This is a genomic window from Pseudoalteromonas sp. 120-MNA-CIBAN-0494, from assembly GCF_040308885.1.
Classification (GTDB): Bacteria; Pseudomonadota; Gammaproteobacteria; order Enterobacterales; family Alteromonadaceae; genus Pseudoalteromonas; species Pseudoalteromonas nigrifaciens.
Genome location: NZ_JBEOOE010000009.1, coordinates 20,996 through 36,322, shown reverse-complemented (window position 1 = coordinate 36,322; position 15,327 = coordinate 20,996). Strand labels below are relative to the sequence as shown.

The 15,327-nt window shown below is 39.0% G+C and carries 19 protein-coding genes; 11 read left to right on the top strand and 8 right to left on the bottom strand.

Annotated features, from left to right (window positions below; all coding sequences use genetic code 11):
• Positions 1 to 135: 135 nt before the first annotated feature.
• The 6 genes from AAEY55_RS08065 (at position 136) to AAEY55_RS08040 (ending at position 5,088) form a co-directional block, all read left to right on the top strand.
• A complete protein-coding gene (locus tag AAEY55_RS08065) occupies positions 136 to 1,092 on the top strand; it encodes a phosphotransferase (RefSeq protein ID WP_089369234.1) in 957 nt (318 codons plus the stop codon).
• A gap of 145 nt (positions 1,093 to 1,237) precedes the next feature.
• Positions 1,238 to 1,867 (top strand): uracil phosphoribosyltransferase, encoded by a 630-nt coding sequence (gene upp / locus AAEY55_RS08060; RefSeq protein ID WP_011330005.1) that lies wholly within the window; start codon positions 1,238 to 1,240, stop codon positions 1,865 to 1,867.
• Positions 1,868 to 1,891: 24 nt separating this feature from the next.
• Entirely contained in the window at positions 1,892 to 3,133 is a 1,242-nt protein-coding gene (locus AAEY55_RS08055) for a uracil-xanthine permease family protein (RefSeq protein WP_041454985.1), read from the top strand.
• An 80-nt stretch (positions 3,134 to 3,213) separates the two neighbouring features.
• Positions 3,214 to 4,089 (top strand): hypothetical protein, encoded by an 876-nt coding sequence (locus tag AAEY55_RS08050; RefSeq protein ID WP_089369235.1) that lies wholly within the window; start codon positions 3,214 to 3,216, stop codon positions 4,087 to 4,089.
• 212 nt (positions 4,090 to 4,301) lie between these two features.
• Positions 4,302 to 4,691, top strand: a complete 390-nt coding sequence (locus AAEY55_RS08045) for a cytochrome b562 (protein ID WP_011330008.1) — start codon at positions 4,302 to 4,304, stop codon at positions 4,689 to 4,691.
• Positions 4,692 to 4,701: 10 nt separating this feature from the next.
• The gene (locus AAEY55_RS08040) at positions 4,702 to 5,088 is read left to right on the top strand and encodes an OsmC family protein (protein ID WP_011330009.1); all 387 of its coding nucleotides are present in this window, start codon (positions 4,702 to 4,704) and stop codon (positions 5,086 to 5,088) included.
• A gap of 73 nt (positions 5,089 to 5,161) precedes the next feature.
• Here AAEY55_RS08040 and ykgO read toward each other — a convergent pair whose 3' ends face one another.
• Positions 5,162 to 5,296: a type B 50S ribosomal protein L36 gene (gene ykgO, locus AAEY55_RS08035; protein ID WP_011330010.1), complete on the bottom strand. Its 135-nt coding sequence runs from the start codon at positions 5,294 to 5,296 to the stop codon at positions 5,162 to 5,164.
• A 265-nt stretch (positions 5,297 to 5,561) separates the two neighbouring features.
• On the opposite strand from ykgO, the gene AAEY55_RS08030 reads away from it, so the two are divergent.
• Positions 5,562 to 5,831, top strand: a complete 270-nt coding sequence (locus AAEY55_RS08030; RefSeq protein WP_011330011.1) for a hypothetical protein — start codon at positions 5,562 to 5,564, stop codon at positions 5,829 to 5,831.
• 136 nt (positions 5,832 to 5,967) lie between these two features.
• Here the strand turns inward: AAEY55_RS08030 and AAEY55_RS08025 are convergent, their stop codons facing one another.
• The 7 genes from AAEY55_RS08025 to AAEY55_RS07995 all read right to left on the bottom strand — a co-directional run bounded on the left by AAEY55_RS08025 (position 5,968) and on the right by AAEY55_RS07995 (position 12,368).
• On the bottom strand, positions 5,968 to 6,177 hold the full coding sequence (locus AAEY55_RS08025) for a cold-shock protein (RefSeq protein ID WP_011330012.1): 210 nt from the start codon (positions 6,175 to 6,177) through the stop codon (positions 5,968 to 5,970).
• Positions 6,178 to 6,366: 189 nt separating this feature from the next.
• Positions 6,367 to 6,576, bottom strand: a complete 210-nt coding sequence (locus tag AAEY55_RS08020; RefSeq protein ID WP_011329603.1) for a cold-shock protein — start codon at positions 6,574 to 6,576, stop codon at positions 6,367 to 6,369.
• A 190-nt stretch (positions 6,577 to 6,766) separates the two neighbouring features.
• Positions 6,767 to 6,973: a cold-shock protein gene (locus AAEY55_RS08015; protein ID WP_011330013.1), complete on the bottom strand. Its 207-nt coding sequence runs from the start codon at positions 6,971 to 6,973 to the stop codon at positions 6,767 to 6,769.
• A gap of 583 nt (positions 6,974 to 7,556) precedes the next feature.
• Positions 7,557 to 7,781, bottom strand: a complete 225-nt coding sequence (locus tag AAEY55_RS08010; protein ID WP_208619498.1) for a hypothetical protein — start codon at positions 7,779 to 7,781, stop codon at positions 7,557 to 7,559.
• Positions 7,762 to 8,487: an IS110 family transposase gene (locus AAEY55_RS08005; protein ID WP_208619499.1), complete on the bottom strand. Its 726-nt coding sequence runs from the start codon at positions 8,485 to 8,487 to the stop codon at positions 7,762 to 7,764. Before AAEY55_RS08005 ends, AAEY55_RS08010 begins: the two co-directional genes overlap by 20 nt.
• A gap of 529 nt (positions 8,488 to 9,016) precedes the next feature.
• A complete protein-coding gene (gene uvrA, locus AAEY55_RS08000) occupies positions 9,017 to 11,581 on the bottom strand; it encodes an excinuclease ABC subunit UvrA (RefSeq protein ID WP_339684040.1) in 2,565 nt (854 codons plus the stop codon).
• A 133-nt stretch (positions 11,582 to 11,714) separates the two neighbouring features.
• Positions 11,715 to 12,368 carry a DUF6058 family natural product biosynthesis protein gene (locus AAEY55_RS07995; protein ID WP_089369237.1) on the bottom strand — a complete coding sequence of 218 codons (654 nt, stop codon included), beginning with the start codon at positions 12,366 to 12,368 and terminating at the stop codon, positions 11,715 to 11,717.
• 172 nt (positions 12,369 to 12,540) lie between these two features.
• Here AAEY55_RS07995 and dapA point away from each other — a divergent pair, with 172 nt between their 5' ends.
• The 4 genes from dapA (at position 12,541) to AAEY55_RS07975 (ending at position 15,321) form a co-directional block, all read left to right on the top strand.
• Positions 12,541 to 13,458 carry a 4-hydroxy-tetrahydrodipicolinate synthase gene (gene dapA, locus AAEY55_RS07990; protein WP_182683632.1) on the top strand — a complete coding sequence of 306 codons (918 nt, stop codon included), beginning with the start codon at positions 12,541 to 12,543 and terminating at the stop codon, positions 13,456 to 13,458.
• A 117-nt stretch (positions 13,459 to 13,575) separates the two neighbouring features.
• Entirely contained in the window at positions 13,576 to 14,289 is a 714-nt protein-coding gene (locus tag AAEY55_RS07985) for a beta-ketoacyl synthase chain length factor (protein ID WP_350550764.1), read from the top strand.
• A complete protein-coding gene (locus tag AAEY55_RS07980) occupies positions 14,282 to 15,067 on the top strand; it encodes a 1-acyl-sn-glycerol-3-phosphate acyltransferase (protein WP_192532288.1) in 786 nt (261 codons plus the stop codon). The genes AAEY55_RS07985 and AAEY55_RS07980 overlap by 8 nt, the downstream gene beginning before the upstream one ends.
• Positions 15,064 to 15,321 (top strand): phosphopantetheine-binding protein, encoded by a 258-nt coding sequence (locus tag AAEY55_RS07975; RefSeq protein WP_011330019.1) that lies wholly within the window; start codon positions 15,064 to 15,066, stop codon positions 15,319 to 15,321. The genes AAEY55_RS07980 and AAEY55_RS07975 overlap by 4 nt, the downstream gene beginning before the upstream one ends.
• The last annotated feature ends 6 nt before the right edge of the window (positions 15,322 to 15,327 follow it).

Below are 15,327 nucleotides of genomic sequence, written 5' to 3'. Positions count from 1 at the left end.
TAACGTTAATGAAAATAAATTTATAAATAAAATTGTTCTTTGTCACTTAAGTAGTTTTTACTATTAAATAACACTTTTTATAATAACAACGCTTTGCGTTAAACTAACTAAAATTTATTAATATTAAGTGCGGCTATGGCTTTTTACCTTTCTTTATTACAGCAACAGTTTAAACAGATAAAAGTGGGGGCTACGCTGACTTCTTTGTGGAGTGGTTGTGGCAGCATAGTGGCTTGTGAGCTTGACGGACAGGCGTGTGTTATAAAGGCGGTGAATATTCCTGAGGTTATAAATCACCCAAAGATTAAACAAACGGCGTTTGCTGTTAATCGTAAGCGTAAATCTTATAATGTTGAATACTACTTTTATAATGATTGCAGCCAGCAGTTACCTAATAACGCTGCTGCTATTGGCTGTTTAGCCGCAATCCAAAATGATCAGCAATATGTGCTGGCGTTTAACGATTTTACCCAGCAGGGCTATGTACAAGCTTTGCCTCAAGACTATCGCGAGGTTATTAAATGGTTAGCGCATTTTCATGCGTTTAATTTAACAATTGAAGCTGTTACTCACGCGGCTGAAAAGCTATGGTCACAGGGCAATTATTGGCATTTAAGTACGCGTCCCGATGAGCTTACAAAGCTCCAGCAATCAGCTATTAAGCAGGTTGCAGCTAAGCTAAATACGACATTATGCAATAGTGCATATAAAACAGTAATTCATGGTGATGCCAAGCTGGCAAATTTTGCCATAAACAAACAGCAGCACGTGCTAGGGTACGACTTTCAATATGTAGGTGCTGGTGTTGGGGTTATAGACGTGATGTATTTTATGACAAGCTGCTTTAACGAAACACAATTGCATCAGCATGCTGATAGTTGTTTAGAGTGGTATTTTAGCGAATTGAAGTTAGCATTAGGCGTTTATCATCCTAAGGTAGAGGCAAGTAAAGTGATTAACGATTGGCGCAATTTATGGAGTGTTGCATGGGCCGATTTTTATCGTTTTTTAGCAGGGTGGAGTCCAGAGCATAAAAAAATAAACAGTTACATGTTGCTTCACGTAAATAGTGAGTTAAAAAAACACATTTAATTAACGCTTGAATTAGGTATATTGCCTTAATATCAGGCAAAATAATGTTATTTGGCAGCAATTGTGAAAACTTAACGAAAACTGCAGGCCAAATGCACTTTTTTACTATAAAATACCGCAAATTTTATTACTAGGTTTTTTTAATATGGCTATTCACGTTATAACTCATCCCCTTGTTCAACATAAATTAGGCTTAATGCGCTCCCATGGAATTAGCACTAAAAGCTTTCGTGAATTGTGCTCAGAAGTAGGTACATTATTAACCTACGAAGCAACTCAAAACCTACCGTTAGAAGATAACGAAATTACCAGCTGGGATGGCACAAAGTTAAATGTGCAGCATATTAAAGGTAAAAAAATTACTGTAGTGCCTATTTTACGTGCGGGCTTAGGCATGATGGACGGTGTGATGCAGTTATTGCCGGCTGCCAAAGTAAGTGTTGTAGGCCTTGAGCGAAACGAAGAAACATTAGAGCCAATTCCATACTTTGAAAAGCTAGTAAGTAATATTAATGAGCGTTTAAGCTTAGTGATAGATCCTATGCTTGCAACAGGCGGCACTATGATTGCCACTATTGATATGCTTAAAAAAGCAGGCTGTAAAGAAATCAAGGTGATTGTATTAGTTGCTGCTCCTGAAGGGGTTGAAAAAACATTAGCTGCCCATCCAGATGTAGAAATATATACCGCATCGGTAGACAGCCACTTAAACGATAAAGGCTATATTGTGCCTGGTTTAGGTGATGCAGGTGATAAAATTTTCGGTACGGTTTAAGTGAAAACAGTGCAAAACGATACGATGAAAAACAATGCCATGTTCTCAATAAAAACGATACTTACTGGTGCGCAAATGTTGTTTGTAGCATTTGGTTCATTAGTATTAGTACCGCTGTTAACAGGGCTTGATCCAAGTGTTGCTCTTTTTACTGCGGGCTTAGGTACGCTATTATTTCAGTTTGTTACTAAAGGCCAAGTACCCATATTTTTAGCGTCATCGTTTGCTTTTATTGCACCGATTATTGCCTCAATACAAATGTGGGGCATACCTGCCACTATGGGTGGTTTAATGGCGGCTGGTTTTGCTTATATGCTATTGAGCTTTTTAGTTAAATTTAAAGGCACTGAAACGCTACATAAAATATTACCACCAATAGTAGTCGGGCCAGTTATTATGGTTATTGGCCTAGCTTTAGCACCGGTTGCGGTAAACATGGCCATGGGCAAAAGTGGTGACGGCAGCACGCAAATTATTGCTTATGATAGTGCTATTTACATCTCATTATTTTCTTTAGTGGTTACGCTTATATTAGCGGTATGGGGTAAGGGTGTATTTAAACTTATTCCAATATTAGCAGGGGTGATAGCTGGTTATAGTTTATCGCTTGCTATGGGCGTAGTACAATTTGACGCCGTAACCAATGCACAGTGGTTAGCTGTGCCTAACTTTGTTTTACCTGAGTTTAAATGGCAAGCCATTTTGTTTATGGTGCCGGTGGCGATTGCTCCCGCTGTTGAGCATATTGGCGACATGATGGCGATTAGCCAAGTTACCAATAAAGATTTTTTGAAAAAACCAGGGCTACATCGCACTCTATTTGGCGACGGATTAGCTACCTCAGCAGCATCATTGTTTGGTGGGCCGCCAAACACAACTTACTCAGAAGTAACCGGTGCGGTAATGCTGACTAAAAACTTTAACCCAAAAGTGATGATATGGACTGCAATTATTGCCATTACTCTAGCCTTTATAGCTAAAATGGGCGCAAGTTTACAAACAATTCCAGTGCCGGTTATGGGCGGCATTATGATTTTATTGTTTGGCTCAATTGCAGTGATTGGATTAAACACTTTAGTTAAATCTGGGGATGATTTAAGCGAACCGCGTAATTTAAGCATAGTAGCGCTTATTTTGATTTGTGGTATTGGTGGAATGCATATTGGCAGTAGTCAGTTTAGCCTAGAAGGCGTAAGCCTCTGCGCTATTTTAGGCATAGTGCTAAACTTAGTGTTACCAAAAGCCGAGAAGAAAACCGCAGCTTAAATTTATAGATAAGTTAAACTAACCTAATAGCGCATATATATGCGCTATTTTTTTATCTAAAATAAAGGCGCAATAGAAATATGGATATCAGTGATTTTTTAGCAAAACATCAACTACCAATAAGCTATCAACAGCAGTGTGAACAGTTTTTTATTCCGGTAGCAAAAAATATATTGCACGCTAAAAAAACCAATACTCCGTTATTTGTTGCTATTAATGGCAGCCAAGGCTCGGGTAAAACCACCTTGGCTGATTTTTTAGTAACTTGGTTGGCAAAAAATAGTTCGTTTAATAGCATAGCGCTTTCTATTGATGACTTTTACCTTACTAAGCAGCGCCGACTGCAGCTTGCAAAAAATGTACACCCGCTACTTGCCACTCGCGGCGTACCCGGCACGCACGATGTAGCTTTAATGAAAAGCACACTTGAGCAGTTACTAGCAGGGCACAGTGGTGTGCCTCTACCTCATTTTAATAAGCATTTAGATGACAGTGCACCACATAACGAGTGGCCGCGTAATAATACCGCTGTCGATATTATTATTTTAGAAGGGTGGTGCGTAGGTAGTAAGGCACAATCGGCATCAGCATTAACTGCGCCATTAAATGAGTTAGAGCAAAATGCAGATAGCCAAGGTGTTTGGCGTAACTATGTGAACAATTGTTTAAAAACAGAATATTTAAACATTTTTGCTAAAGTTGATTATTTAGTGATGCTTAAAGCCCCTAGTTTTGCTGCCGTATTTGCATGGCGAAAAGAGCAAGAGCAAAAGCTTATAGCCTTAAAAGGGCAAGGTGCAGGCACTATGAATGACGCCCAACTTAGATACTTTATTGCTCATTTTGAGCGTGTCACTCGAGAAAATTTAAACACACTAGCATCAACAGCAAACGCCCTTGTAACACTTAACGAGCAACGGGAAATTAGTTGCTTGGAGTTTAAGCTGATTAATTAAAATGTTATGTCAGCAGCAACTGTGGCTTGCTATAACAAGGTTGAGTTTACTAAGCTCCTCAAAAAAGTCGCTCTTTACTCTTTAAGTTTGCATCTAAAGTGTAAAGGGGCTTTACACAGCGAACAAGGCTAAACATTACACACTTTCATTTGCGGTTACTTACTAGCGTATTATTGGTATAATCGACGGAGTTTTTAATTGAAAGGTTTATCATGAAGTACTTTTATTTTGTTTTTATTTTACTCACGTCATCAGTCTCAATTGCCAGCGCGCCAGTTGACCTTGAAATTAATATGAAAAACACGGGGCTTGCATATAAACAAGCAGTGCAAGCGACTAATATTGACGAGTTTAACCTTGCGATTAATGAATTCATCTCGTTAGTGGAAATAAGTAAAACAGCTAAGTTTTATAAAGAACCAGAGCAATCATTACAAGGGCTTGATAAAGTCATTGCTCAGGCTGAGCTTGCAAAACAAGCTGCTAACCTACAAGGTTTGAGTGCGGCTAAACAGCCACTAAAAAACATAGATAATTTACGTAAAAAGTACCATGAGTTACATGAGCCTCCAGGCTTTTTTGAATTACTATTTGGAAAATAAGGGACCCTCGATGGAAATTTCAGTTGCAATGTTAGATGGCCAAAAGCTCAGTGCTAAATTTGGCGATCATGAAGTGATAAGCGATCAGAGTTTGGCTGCAGGTGGCAACGCAGAGCACCCAGAACCGTTTGATTACTTTTTAGTGAGTATGGTGTTATGTGCAGGTTTTTATGCAAGAAAGTTTTGCCAACAACGCGATATTTCGACACAAGGGATGTCACTTAAGCAAAATAACGAAAATGTGGATGAAGATGGTAAAAAGTTATTTTCTATTGAGATAACACTCCCAGATGGATTCCCTGATAAGTATAAAAAAGCACTGGTTGCCGCGGTAAATACATGTACCGTGAAAAAAGTAATTCAGGCAGTACCTGAATTTTCAGTGGTAGTTAAATAACTAGTTAAATAAAGTCACTCTGTGTTGCACACAACACTGAGTGACTGCTTTATAAAGTGATAGTGGTTAAATGCTATTTCTTTTTCATACCCTGAACAGCTTTAAAGCGCGGGTTCTCCTTACAAATCACAAACACGCGTCCTTTACGTTTTACAACTTGACACCCTGCACGCTGCTTAGCACTTTTAAGTGAGCTTAATACTTTCATTTTATACCTCATTAATAAATAAAATAGGGAAATTCTCATAACAGCATTACGTTATGTGATATTATATCATTTTATTCATCAGGATCTATAGCCACTCAAAAAATTATTTAATAAGCATTTAAAAACCATAATTGCTGGCTATTTATGCAAACAAATCAAAAAATGAGCAGTTAAACCAAAAGTGCTGGCTATTGGCGTTTAGCCTGTTATAACTATAATTACATTCGTTAAAAATAGCATAAACAGTAGATCTCAGAGGTAACATATGAGCGACGCAATACAAAAACAACAACAAATAGATCAAGGAGTAATGGATACTCTAAAAGAGCGCGACCATAGTGTTTTAGCACAACAAGTAAACCCCTTAACTTGCACCCATAATGATATTATTGAGTTACTTGCCCAATATATGGCATTAAGTGAACAGGATAACGATGATCTATTTGATCACTGGTTTGATAATCTAACTAAAGAGCAGCATACAGTACTAAAAGTATTTGAAGTGTATCGTGGGCAATACGAACATCAAAACTAGCCTAATAATAATCTTATTTATTGCTATGAAAGCTAAATAACAATGCTATATAAGTATAGAAAAACAAAAAACCCACTTATAGCCAAGCTATGAGTGGGTTTTTAGTGCGCTTTAAAAACGCATCAGCTAAAACAGCTTAGATAGCTACGATGTTTTCAGCTTGTGGGCCTTTTTGACCTTGTGTAACAGTAAACTGTACGCGTTGGCCTTCAGCTAGAGTTTTAAAACCGTCGCCAGAAATTGCGCTAAAATGTGCAAAAACGTCTGCGCCAGATTCTTGCTCGATAAAACCAAAACCTTTTGCTTCGTTAAACCATTTTACTGAACCAGTAGTTGTATTAGACATAATAATATCCTTAAAAATTAATAAAAGTGTGCCTGAAAATAGGCGATTGAGCCGGAAAAAACCTATATTTAACTTGAGGATAACGCGAAGGATTATTACTAATATCAACGTGGTACTTACAAATAAACAGTATTTCTTTCAAACTTATATAAATAGATGGGTTATAAATAACCCATCAACTTAAACATCTTAGATACAAACGATGTTTTCAGCTTGTGGACCTTTTTGACCTTGTGTAACAGTAAACTGTACACGTTGGCCTTCAGCTAGAGTTTTGAAACCGTCGCCAGAGATTGCACTGAAATGTGCGAAAACGTCTGCGCCAGATTCTTGCTCGATAAAACCAAAACCTTTAGCTTCGTTAAAAAACTTTACTGTACCAGTAGTTGTATTAGACATAATTGTATCCTAAGAAATTAATAAAAAATGTGCCTGAAAGTAGGCGATTAAGCTGGAAAAAATAAATATTTAACTTGAGGATAACACAAAGGATTATTACTAATATCAACGTGGTACGTACAAATAAACAGAACTTCTTTCAAACTAATATTCATTAACGGGTTATTACTAACCCATTAAATTAAACAATTTAGATGCAAACAATATTTTCAGCTTGCGGGCCTTTTTGACCTTGTGTAACAGTAAATTGTACACGTTGGCCTTCAGCTAAAGTTTTGAAGCCATCGCTAGTAATTGCGCTAAAATGAGCAAAAACATCAGGGCCAGACTCTTGTTCAATAAAACCAAAACCTTTTGCTTCATTAAACCATTTAACTGAACCAGTTGTTGTAGACATAGTAGTATCCTAAAAAATTAAAGTGCGCCCTATATAAGGCAATGTAAAGAGTAAGAAAACATATATTTAACTGAGGATAGCGCGAAGGATTATTACTAATAACAACGTGGTACTTACAAATAAACAGGGCTTTCTATCAACCCGATGCGAAGTACTTTAACAGTAACCTCAGCCGGACATCAAGTTTTATTTAGATTTATTTTTACCACTAGCAAAACGTACTGGCTTTTACGGATTATAATTTGTTAAATTATTTCAGGTAAAGAACGTTATATTAAGCAGTAACTTAAAAGATGAATTACTTGTTAATTACAGTTTTTATTATATACAGCAAGATAATGAGCTGTACGAAGTTAAATTACTAACACTAGGGTCTTATATGGACTCCCTATTAATGTCAAAAATAAAATTGAAATAAATTAGATGCTAGCTTATATACGGGCTCAAATTGAGGAGCTACCCCTGGCCTCAAATGTATTCGCACCTTCATGACTTTTCTGTTGAGCAGTTTTTCAAACTTCAGACCCTAACAGTCTATTGAAGGTCGGTCTTACCTATTTCAATCGATCTTTCTGACAAGTTTTTAAGCCACAAGTAATTGTGGCTGATAATCTTTGTTATGCTTTTGCATTGCAAAAGCCGTTCTGATTGTTTTATTTGCTAACGCTATTGCGGCTACTTTTTTGCCTCGACGTACACTTAATTCTTTTAACCATATATCTTTTTGGCTACGAACTTCTCTTTTTTCTAGTTGTGAAACAACAGCTAATGCGCCTTTATACAAAGCACTACGCAGCTTCTCGACCATTTTTAAAATGGGTTGTATTACCTAGTGCTATTTTAATCAGTATTGCACAGACCGGTCCCACGCCTTCTAATGCTTGCAAGCGTATACAGGTTTGATCTTCTTTAATTACTTCATGCAATTGCTTTTCAATCAGCTTCACCTCTTCGACCGCCTCAGTAAAACGCTGATAAACTCGGTTAATTGTGAAGCGAAAAGCGCCTGTTAGGCTGTTTTCAGCATCTTCTAATATCTCAGGTATCGCTTGGGTCAACTTCGTATCCCCTTGAGCAATTGGGTAACCAAACTCTAACAATAAAGCTCTTAGTTGATTACCTAAGCTGACTTTTTGTTTGACTAATAAATCACGCATACATTCAATGCCTTGTAAGCATTGTTCTTGCACTGAAAGTAAACGACTTCCTTTTATATGAGGCTGTCTCGCTGCAACTGAAATAGCCAGCGCATCATTTGCATCGGTTTTCTGCCCTTGACGAAACGCTTTTACCTGTCGCGCGTTGATCGCTTTGATCTGGTGCCCTGCCTGTTTAGCAAATTGCGCCCAATAATGCGTACCACCACATGATTCCATAGCAACTAAAGATTGCTGTTCTTTAATTAATAACTCTTTAAGCTTGGCTCTGCTTATTGTTTTGTTATAAATAACTTTGCCATTGCTTTGCGTTTTGCAAACTTGAAATAAATTTTTTGCTAAATCAATCGCTATCACATTACAATTCAACATGTATGGGCTCCTTAGTAAAAGTTTGAACACTTATTACGTTACTTCTGATGGAAGTGGGAGTCCATACATCTGTTGATCTTTCAAGGTTAAATTTGCAGCAGTGTGTTTGGTATTTAGGCAAGGCTGAGCCTATGTGGTGTGGTTATTCCCCATAAATAGGCGATAACGTAGCATCAATGCCAAATATGCGCTGCCCGAAGGGTTCTGCCTAGGGGCGATTAACTCTTTGTTGCTCGGTTTTTACTTAGCCCACTAGGTTACAAACCTCACGCCGTGATTAAATCGCCCCTAGTTTGAACAAATTTCAATCCGTAAAGGTCAACAGACCCTAGAGTAATAATCAATAAAATCATTAATTAACAAAAGCTTATGTTGTTTTGTGTTTGATTCGGGTTACATGCACTTTTTAAATATAAAACGTATAAATTGGCAAAACGAATTTTGACTTTATACTGCTGGCCCACTAAGTTATTTACTTATGTCGAGTGTTTAACAGTATTGTTATAGCTGTATTTTAGGCTAATAAAAAGGGAGCTGTTTGGCTGGCTTTTGACTTTGCGACCTGTGCAGGGGAGCCTTGAGCAACAATTTGTCCGCCATGATCACCCGCACTGGGGCCCATGTCGATAACCCAATCGCTATTACTGGCAACCTGCATATCATGTTCGACCATAATAACGGTATTACCTGCATCTACAAGCTTATTTAATTGCACCATCAGCATTGCTATATCAGCTGGATGCAGGCCGGTAGTAGGCTCATCAAGTACATAAAGAGTATCACCGCGTTGTATGCGCTGTAATTCGGTTGCAAGTTTAATACGCTGGGCTTCGCCGCCAGATAACTCGGTTGCTGGCTGGCCGAGGCGTAAATATCCTAGGCCTACTTGTAACAAAGTGTCCAAAGCTCGCGATATTTGTGGTTCATCTATAAAAAATTGATGTGCAGATTCAACCGTTAAATCGAGTACTTGAGCAATGTTTTTATCGCGATAATACACTTCAAGTGTTTGCTCGTTATAACGCTGGCCTTGGCATACTTGGCACGGTGAATAAACACTTGGCAAAAATAACAGCTCAACACTAACAAACCCCACACCCTCACAATTAGCACAGCGGCCTTTTTTAACGTTGAACGAAAAGCGGCCCATATCGTAGCGTCGAGCTTTAGACTTGTTAGTGGATGCAAATAATTTGCGGACGTGATCAAATAAGCCAGTATAGGTGGCGAGGTTTGATCTGGGTGTACGCCCGATTGCCTTTTGGTCTACATTTACTAGACGTTTTACGTGCTGCATGCCATCTGTAATTTGCCCGCCAGTGGGAATTTCTAGTTCTTGCTCTAATAACTCGGCTTCGTCAGTTGGGCTCTCTAAAGTAGCTTTTTGTCCTAACGCATCATAGACCAGATCTACTAAAGCTTGACTAATGAGGCTTGATTTACCCGAACCAGAAACGCCGGTAACGGTTGTCATTACGCCCAATGGAAATTCAACATCTAATTTTTGTAAGTTATTACGCTCAATTGCTGCGAGCTTTAGCCAGGCTTGAGGTTGTCTGCAAGTGTGTTTGGTTATCGCGTCTGCAGTAAATAAAAATCGAGCGGTATGAGATTTAGCAACGCCTTGTAAACCACTAATAGGGCCGCTGTAAATCACTTCACCGCCATGCGTACCAGCATCTGGACCAACATCAACAATCCAATCGGCATGTTTAATCACGTTAATATCGTGTTCTACAACAAATACAGAGTTACCAGCTGCAATGAGTTGATCAAGCGCCCCAAGCAATGCTTGGGTATCTGCTGGATGTAGTCCTGCCGAGGGTTCATCTAAAACATAAACCACACCAAACAGTTGTGAACGAATTTGGGTTGCTAGTCGTAAACGTTGCAGTTCGCCTGCAGATAAAGTAGGTGTGGTACGTTGCAACGACAGATACCCTAAGCCAAGCGTTGTGAGTGCCTCTACTCGGGCCAAAATGTCGCTGGCAATTCGCTGAGCTACAATTGCTTTTTCTCTATTGGGCGCATTTTGGGTTGGCTTTATGTTAGCAATATCACGTAATCGCAGTGCTAGCTCTGTTAGTGTTAATTGTGATAACTCACCAATATCAAGGCCTGTAAACTTGACCGACAAGGATTGCTGTTTTAATTTTTTACCTTTGCAATCAGGGCATTCCGAAATTTGCATAAACTGTGATACGCGTTTTTTAGTTCGCGGGCTTTGCGTGGTAGCAAAAGAGTGCAAAATAAAACGTTTAGCACTTGAGTATGTACCCATGTAACTCGGCTTCTCATTTTTTTCAATGGCGTTGCGAGTTTGCTCTTTGCTATATTGCGGATAAACAGGTACAACGGGAGTTTCGTCGGTAAATAGAATCCAATCGCGGGTTTTTTTAGGGAGTAATTTCCATGGTGTATCAATGTCATAACCAAGAGATACAAGTATACGGCTGAGGTTTTGTCCTTGCCACGCAGGTGGCCATGCAGCTATGGCGCGCTCGCGAATTGTTTTTGTATCATCAGGTACAAGTAACTTTTCAGTTACTGCAAACACTCGGCCAATACCATGACACAAGGTGCAGGCACCTTGTGGGGTGTTAGGTGAAAAGGCGTCGGCGTAGAGTATATTTTGACCGCTAGGGTAGTCGCCTGCACGAGAGTAGAGCATTCGCAGGGTATTAGAAATAGTAGTTACACTTCCCACAGATGAGCGAACCGATGGGGTGCCTCGTTGTTGTTGCAGTGCTACTGCAGGAGGTAGGCCGTTTATGTCATCTACATCGGGCTCATCTACTTGGTCAATTAATCTTCGCGCGTAAGGCGATACTGAATCGAGATAGCGGCGTTGTGACTCGGCAAACAAGGTGCCAAAAGCAAGAGATGATTTTCCAGAACCCGATATACCAGTAAAAACGATGAGTGCATTGCGGGGTAAGTCTACATCAACATTTTTTAAATTGTGAACCCGCGCGCCTCGGACCTGAATACAGTGCTCAAGTGCATTGGAAATGCTGTGTGTTTGCTGTTGAGGCGTGTGGTTGACAGACTGTGTTGCGTTTTTGCTGGTACTGCTCATAAAATTGCTGCTCCGGATTATATCGTGCTTTTCAATTTTTGCTTTAGTTTGGCGTTGTTAGTCTAGCTTGTTTACCTTAACGTACCTGCATTTATACTTCAAACCTGCATTTTAGTTTATCTAGTTTGTATTATTACTTTATCGACAAATCGTATTTTAAAATAAGGGTATCTATATAGCGGGTTCTAAGTGTGTGTTGCTTTTCGTGATCGGCACCATGGCTCAAAGCTCGGTTTAGTAATTTTATAGCGGGGTGCAATTTTGCCCGCTCATCTTGATCTAACCCCGCTTTACTGCGTAATTCGGTTATGTCATCAACCACCAGGCGGCCTATATCAACAGCCACTATTTCGTCTATTAAGCCATTTTGAGTAAGCACGCCATATTTGCTGCATAAAAATTGCTGCCATACTTGTTGTACATGCTCTTCTATTTCGCAACCAAATAGTTCTTCGTTAAATTCAAACCCTTGCTGAGCAAGTTTAGTTAAGCTGGCGGTATATTGCCGGGCAAAGTAATTAAATGCCTGGCTGGATGAATCAATTTTTTGTTTTATTAGCCCTTGCCCCCAGTTTACACAACCTCGCGGGTAATAATCGTCGTACTCTTCGCATTCGTATAAACCCGAATATGAGCTACAACTTAGTTGGTTTTTAATACAATAACTAGGCTTAGGAAATACACTTTGCTGTTGCCAATGCTCAAGCTTATCTGCATCAATATTGAGTGCCTGGCATAGCTCGTCGGTATGATAAAAATGGGTTGTTAAGTACTGAGATAAACGCATAAAAGCTCGCCTAATATTAAAAATACAAACACTGTTTATATATACAGTTGTTCATTTTGTATTATCAAACTTAATATTACAAGCCATTTTATTACAAAATATGCGTTTACATCTGCAAAAGCACACATAAATATGGTACAAATAGCGCAAGTTTTATAAAGAATGATTTTTTATGCGCAGCCTAGAACAAATTAAACAAGCAAGTCTTATTACAGCAATTAAAACACCTTATTTATCGAGTGGCGAAATTGACCTTGCAACATACGATCGCCTTGTTGAGTTACAAATAGCAGCTGGGGTTGACGGTATCGTTGTAGGCGGCACTACCGGCGAAGGCCAGTTAATGAACTGGGAAGAGCACTTAATGCTCATAGCGCATAGCGTAAATAAGTTTAGCAGTAAGCTGGTAATTGTAGGTAATACGGGCAGTAATAATACCCGAGAAGCTATTAAAGCCACTAAATATGGTTTTGCCAGTGGTATGGATGCTGCGTTGCAAATTAACCCTTATTATGGGCGCACCTCTATTGCGGGTGTAAAAGAGCATTTAAAGCGTGTTCTTGATATTGGCCCTGCATTTATTTACAACGTAGCGGGGCGTACAGGACAAGACTTAACGCCTGATATTATTGAACCATTAGCAAAGCACGAGCATTTTATTGGTGTTAAAGAGTGTGGTGGTAACGAACGTATAGCTCATTATGAGAAGCAAGGCATAGCGTGTTGGTCGGGTAATGATGATGAAAGCCACGATGCTCGTCATACTCATGGCGCTCATGGGGTTATTTCGGTTAGTTCTAATCTTATGCCAGAATTGTTTCGCCAGTTAATGGATGCGCCAAATGATGCGCTAAATACGTCATTACAACCATTAATAAATTGGTTGTTTTGCGAGCCAAATCCAATTGCGATTAATACTGCACTCATGATGACAGAGGCAGTTAAACCGGTATTTAGATTACCTTACTTACCCCTTAACGACGCACAGCAACAACAAGGTGAAAAGTTGATTAATCAGCTAAGCGCAAGTGATGTTGTTGGTGGCCATGCTCGCTGCATAAATGAACAAGAATTCTTTTTAATATCATAGAATTATTAGCCAGCGCTGAATGAAAATTCAGCGCTGGCTTTTTTTATTGTTTATTTTACTTTTTTTGTTAAAAAATGTAAGATCCTGCGTCCTATCATTAACTAAATATGTATATTTGTGAAATTTGTTGTTGAACAACTCGCTACATGGATCCAGCCAGAACAGCGACAAATAGAAAGCGATCATTGGTATGATAACTCGCCTATAACGCTTGATTGGGTTGCACCTATGCAACGCCGGCGTATGACTCGTTTTAGCAAAATGGTATTACACAGTACCCAGCAAGTAAGTAGCGCTGATCAGTATACTAATTTATCGGCGGTGTTCTCATCGCGCCACGGGGACTTTCATAAAACAGCCAATTTATTAGTTGATATAGTTAATCAGCAACCATTATCGCCCACAGGTTTTGGCCTGAGTGTGCATAATGCCGCAGCCGGACTTTTTAGTATTATAAAAAGTAATACCTGTGCAATGAATGCTATTGCAGCAGGGGCTGAGAGTTTTATGTGTGCAATTGTAGAGGCCTACATTCGCCTTGTTGATAGCAATGAGCCGTACATGTTAGTAGTCCATAGCGATGAAATCCTCCCCGATATATATAACCAATTTGCTGACGAGCTACAAATTACTCATTCCATTGCTATGATAGTGCGCCTTGCTCAAGCAAATGAGCCGTGCTTTAGTTTAAATAAAGTACTTAACCCTGCTGCAAAAAGTAGTAACTTACCAATGAGCCTGCAAGGTGCTAAAGCCCTACGCGATAAAAAAAGTGCGATATTAACCCACACTACATTGGCTCATCATTGGCAACTTACCTACCATGATTAAACACATTATAAGAATAACAGGGCTTTGTTGGCGTGTGCTTGCAACCGGTGTTTGTTTTAGCGTGTTTGGCATAGGTGGTTTAGTACTAACATTAGTGGTTTTTCCGCTGCAAAACGTATTAGAAGCAGATGTAAACACCCGTAAAAACAGAGCAAGAGCGACAGTACATTACTGTTTTAAATTTTTTGTTGGATTAATGCATTACACAGGCGTTATTCGTTTTAATATTAAAGACAAAACCCAGCTTGCTAATTTAAACGGAAAATTAGTACTTGCCAATCACCCCTCTTTAATTGATGTGGTTGTGCTTATATCTGTGATTAAAAATGCAGATTGCGTAGTAAAAGCCCATTTATTTAAAAACCCCTTTATGCGCGGTGTAATTAAAAGTACTGGTTATATAAGTAACGAAGATCCAGAAGGTTTATTACGTGAATGTGAGCGCAGTATAAGCAAAGGAAATAACTTAATAGTTTTTCCTGAAGGCACACGTTCACAGCCCCATACTGCACTTAAGTTTAAACGAGGAGCGGCCAATATAGCACTTAGATGTAATGTGCCAATCGCCACAGTATTAATAAAAATGCAGCCTAATACCTTAACCAAGGGTACACCTTGGTATAAAGTAGCGCCTTATCAAGCGCACTTTAGCTTGCAGCTGGCCAGCAAGCAGTTTAACAGTAACCTGCCTTATGTTAGTGACACACCCGCTATACAATCTCGGCATTTAACTAACAGCTTACAACATTATTTTACAGAAGAACTGAGCAATTTATGACTGAATTAAAAGTACAAATTAAACAATTAATTATATCCAGCCTTGATCTAGAAGATATGACAACTGCAGACATTGCTGATGATGAAGCATTATTTGTTGATGGTTTAGGGCTCGATAGCATAGATGCACTAGAACTTGGTTTGGCAATAAAAAAACAATTTGATGTGAAAATAGATGCCAATTCAGAGCAAACAAAAGCGCACTTTGCCTCGGTGAATTCTTTAGCACACTTTATAGAACAAGCACGTTCTTAAATTATA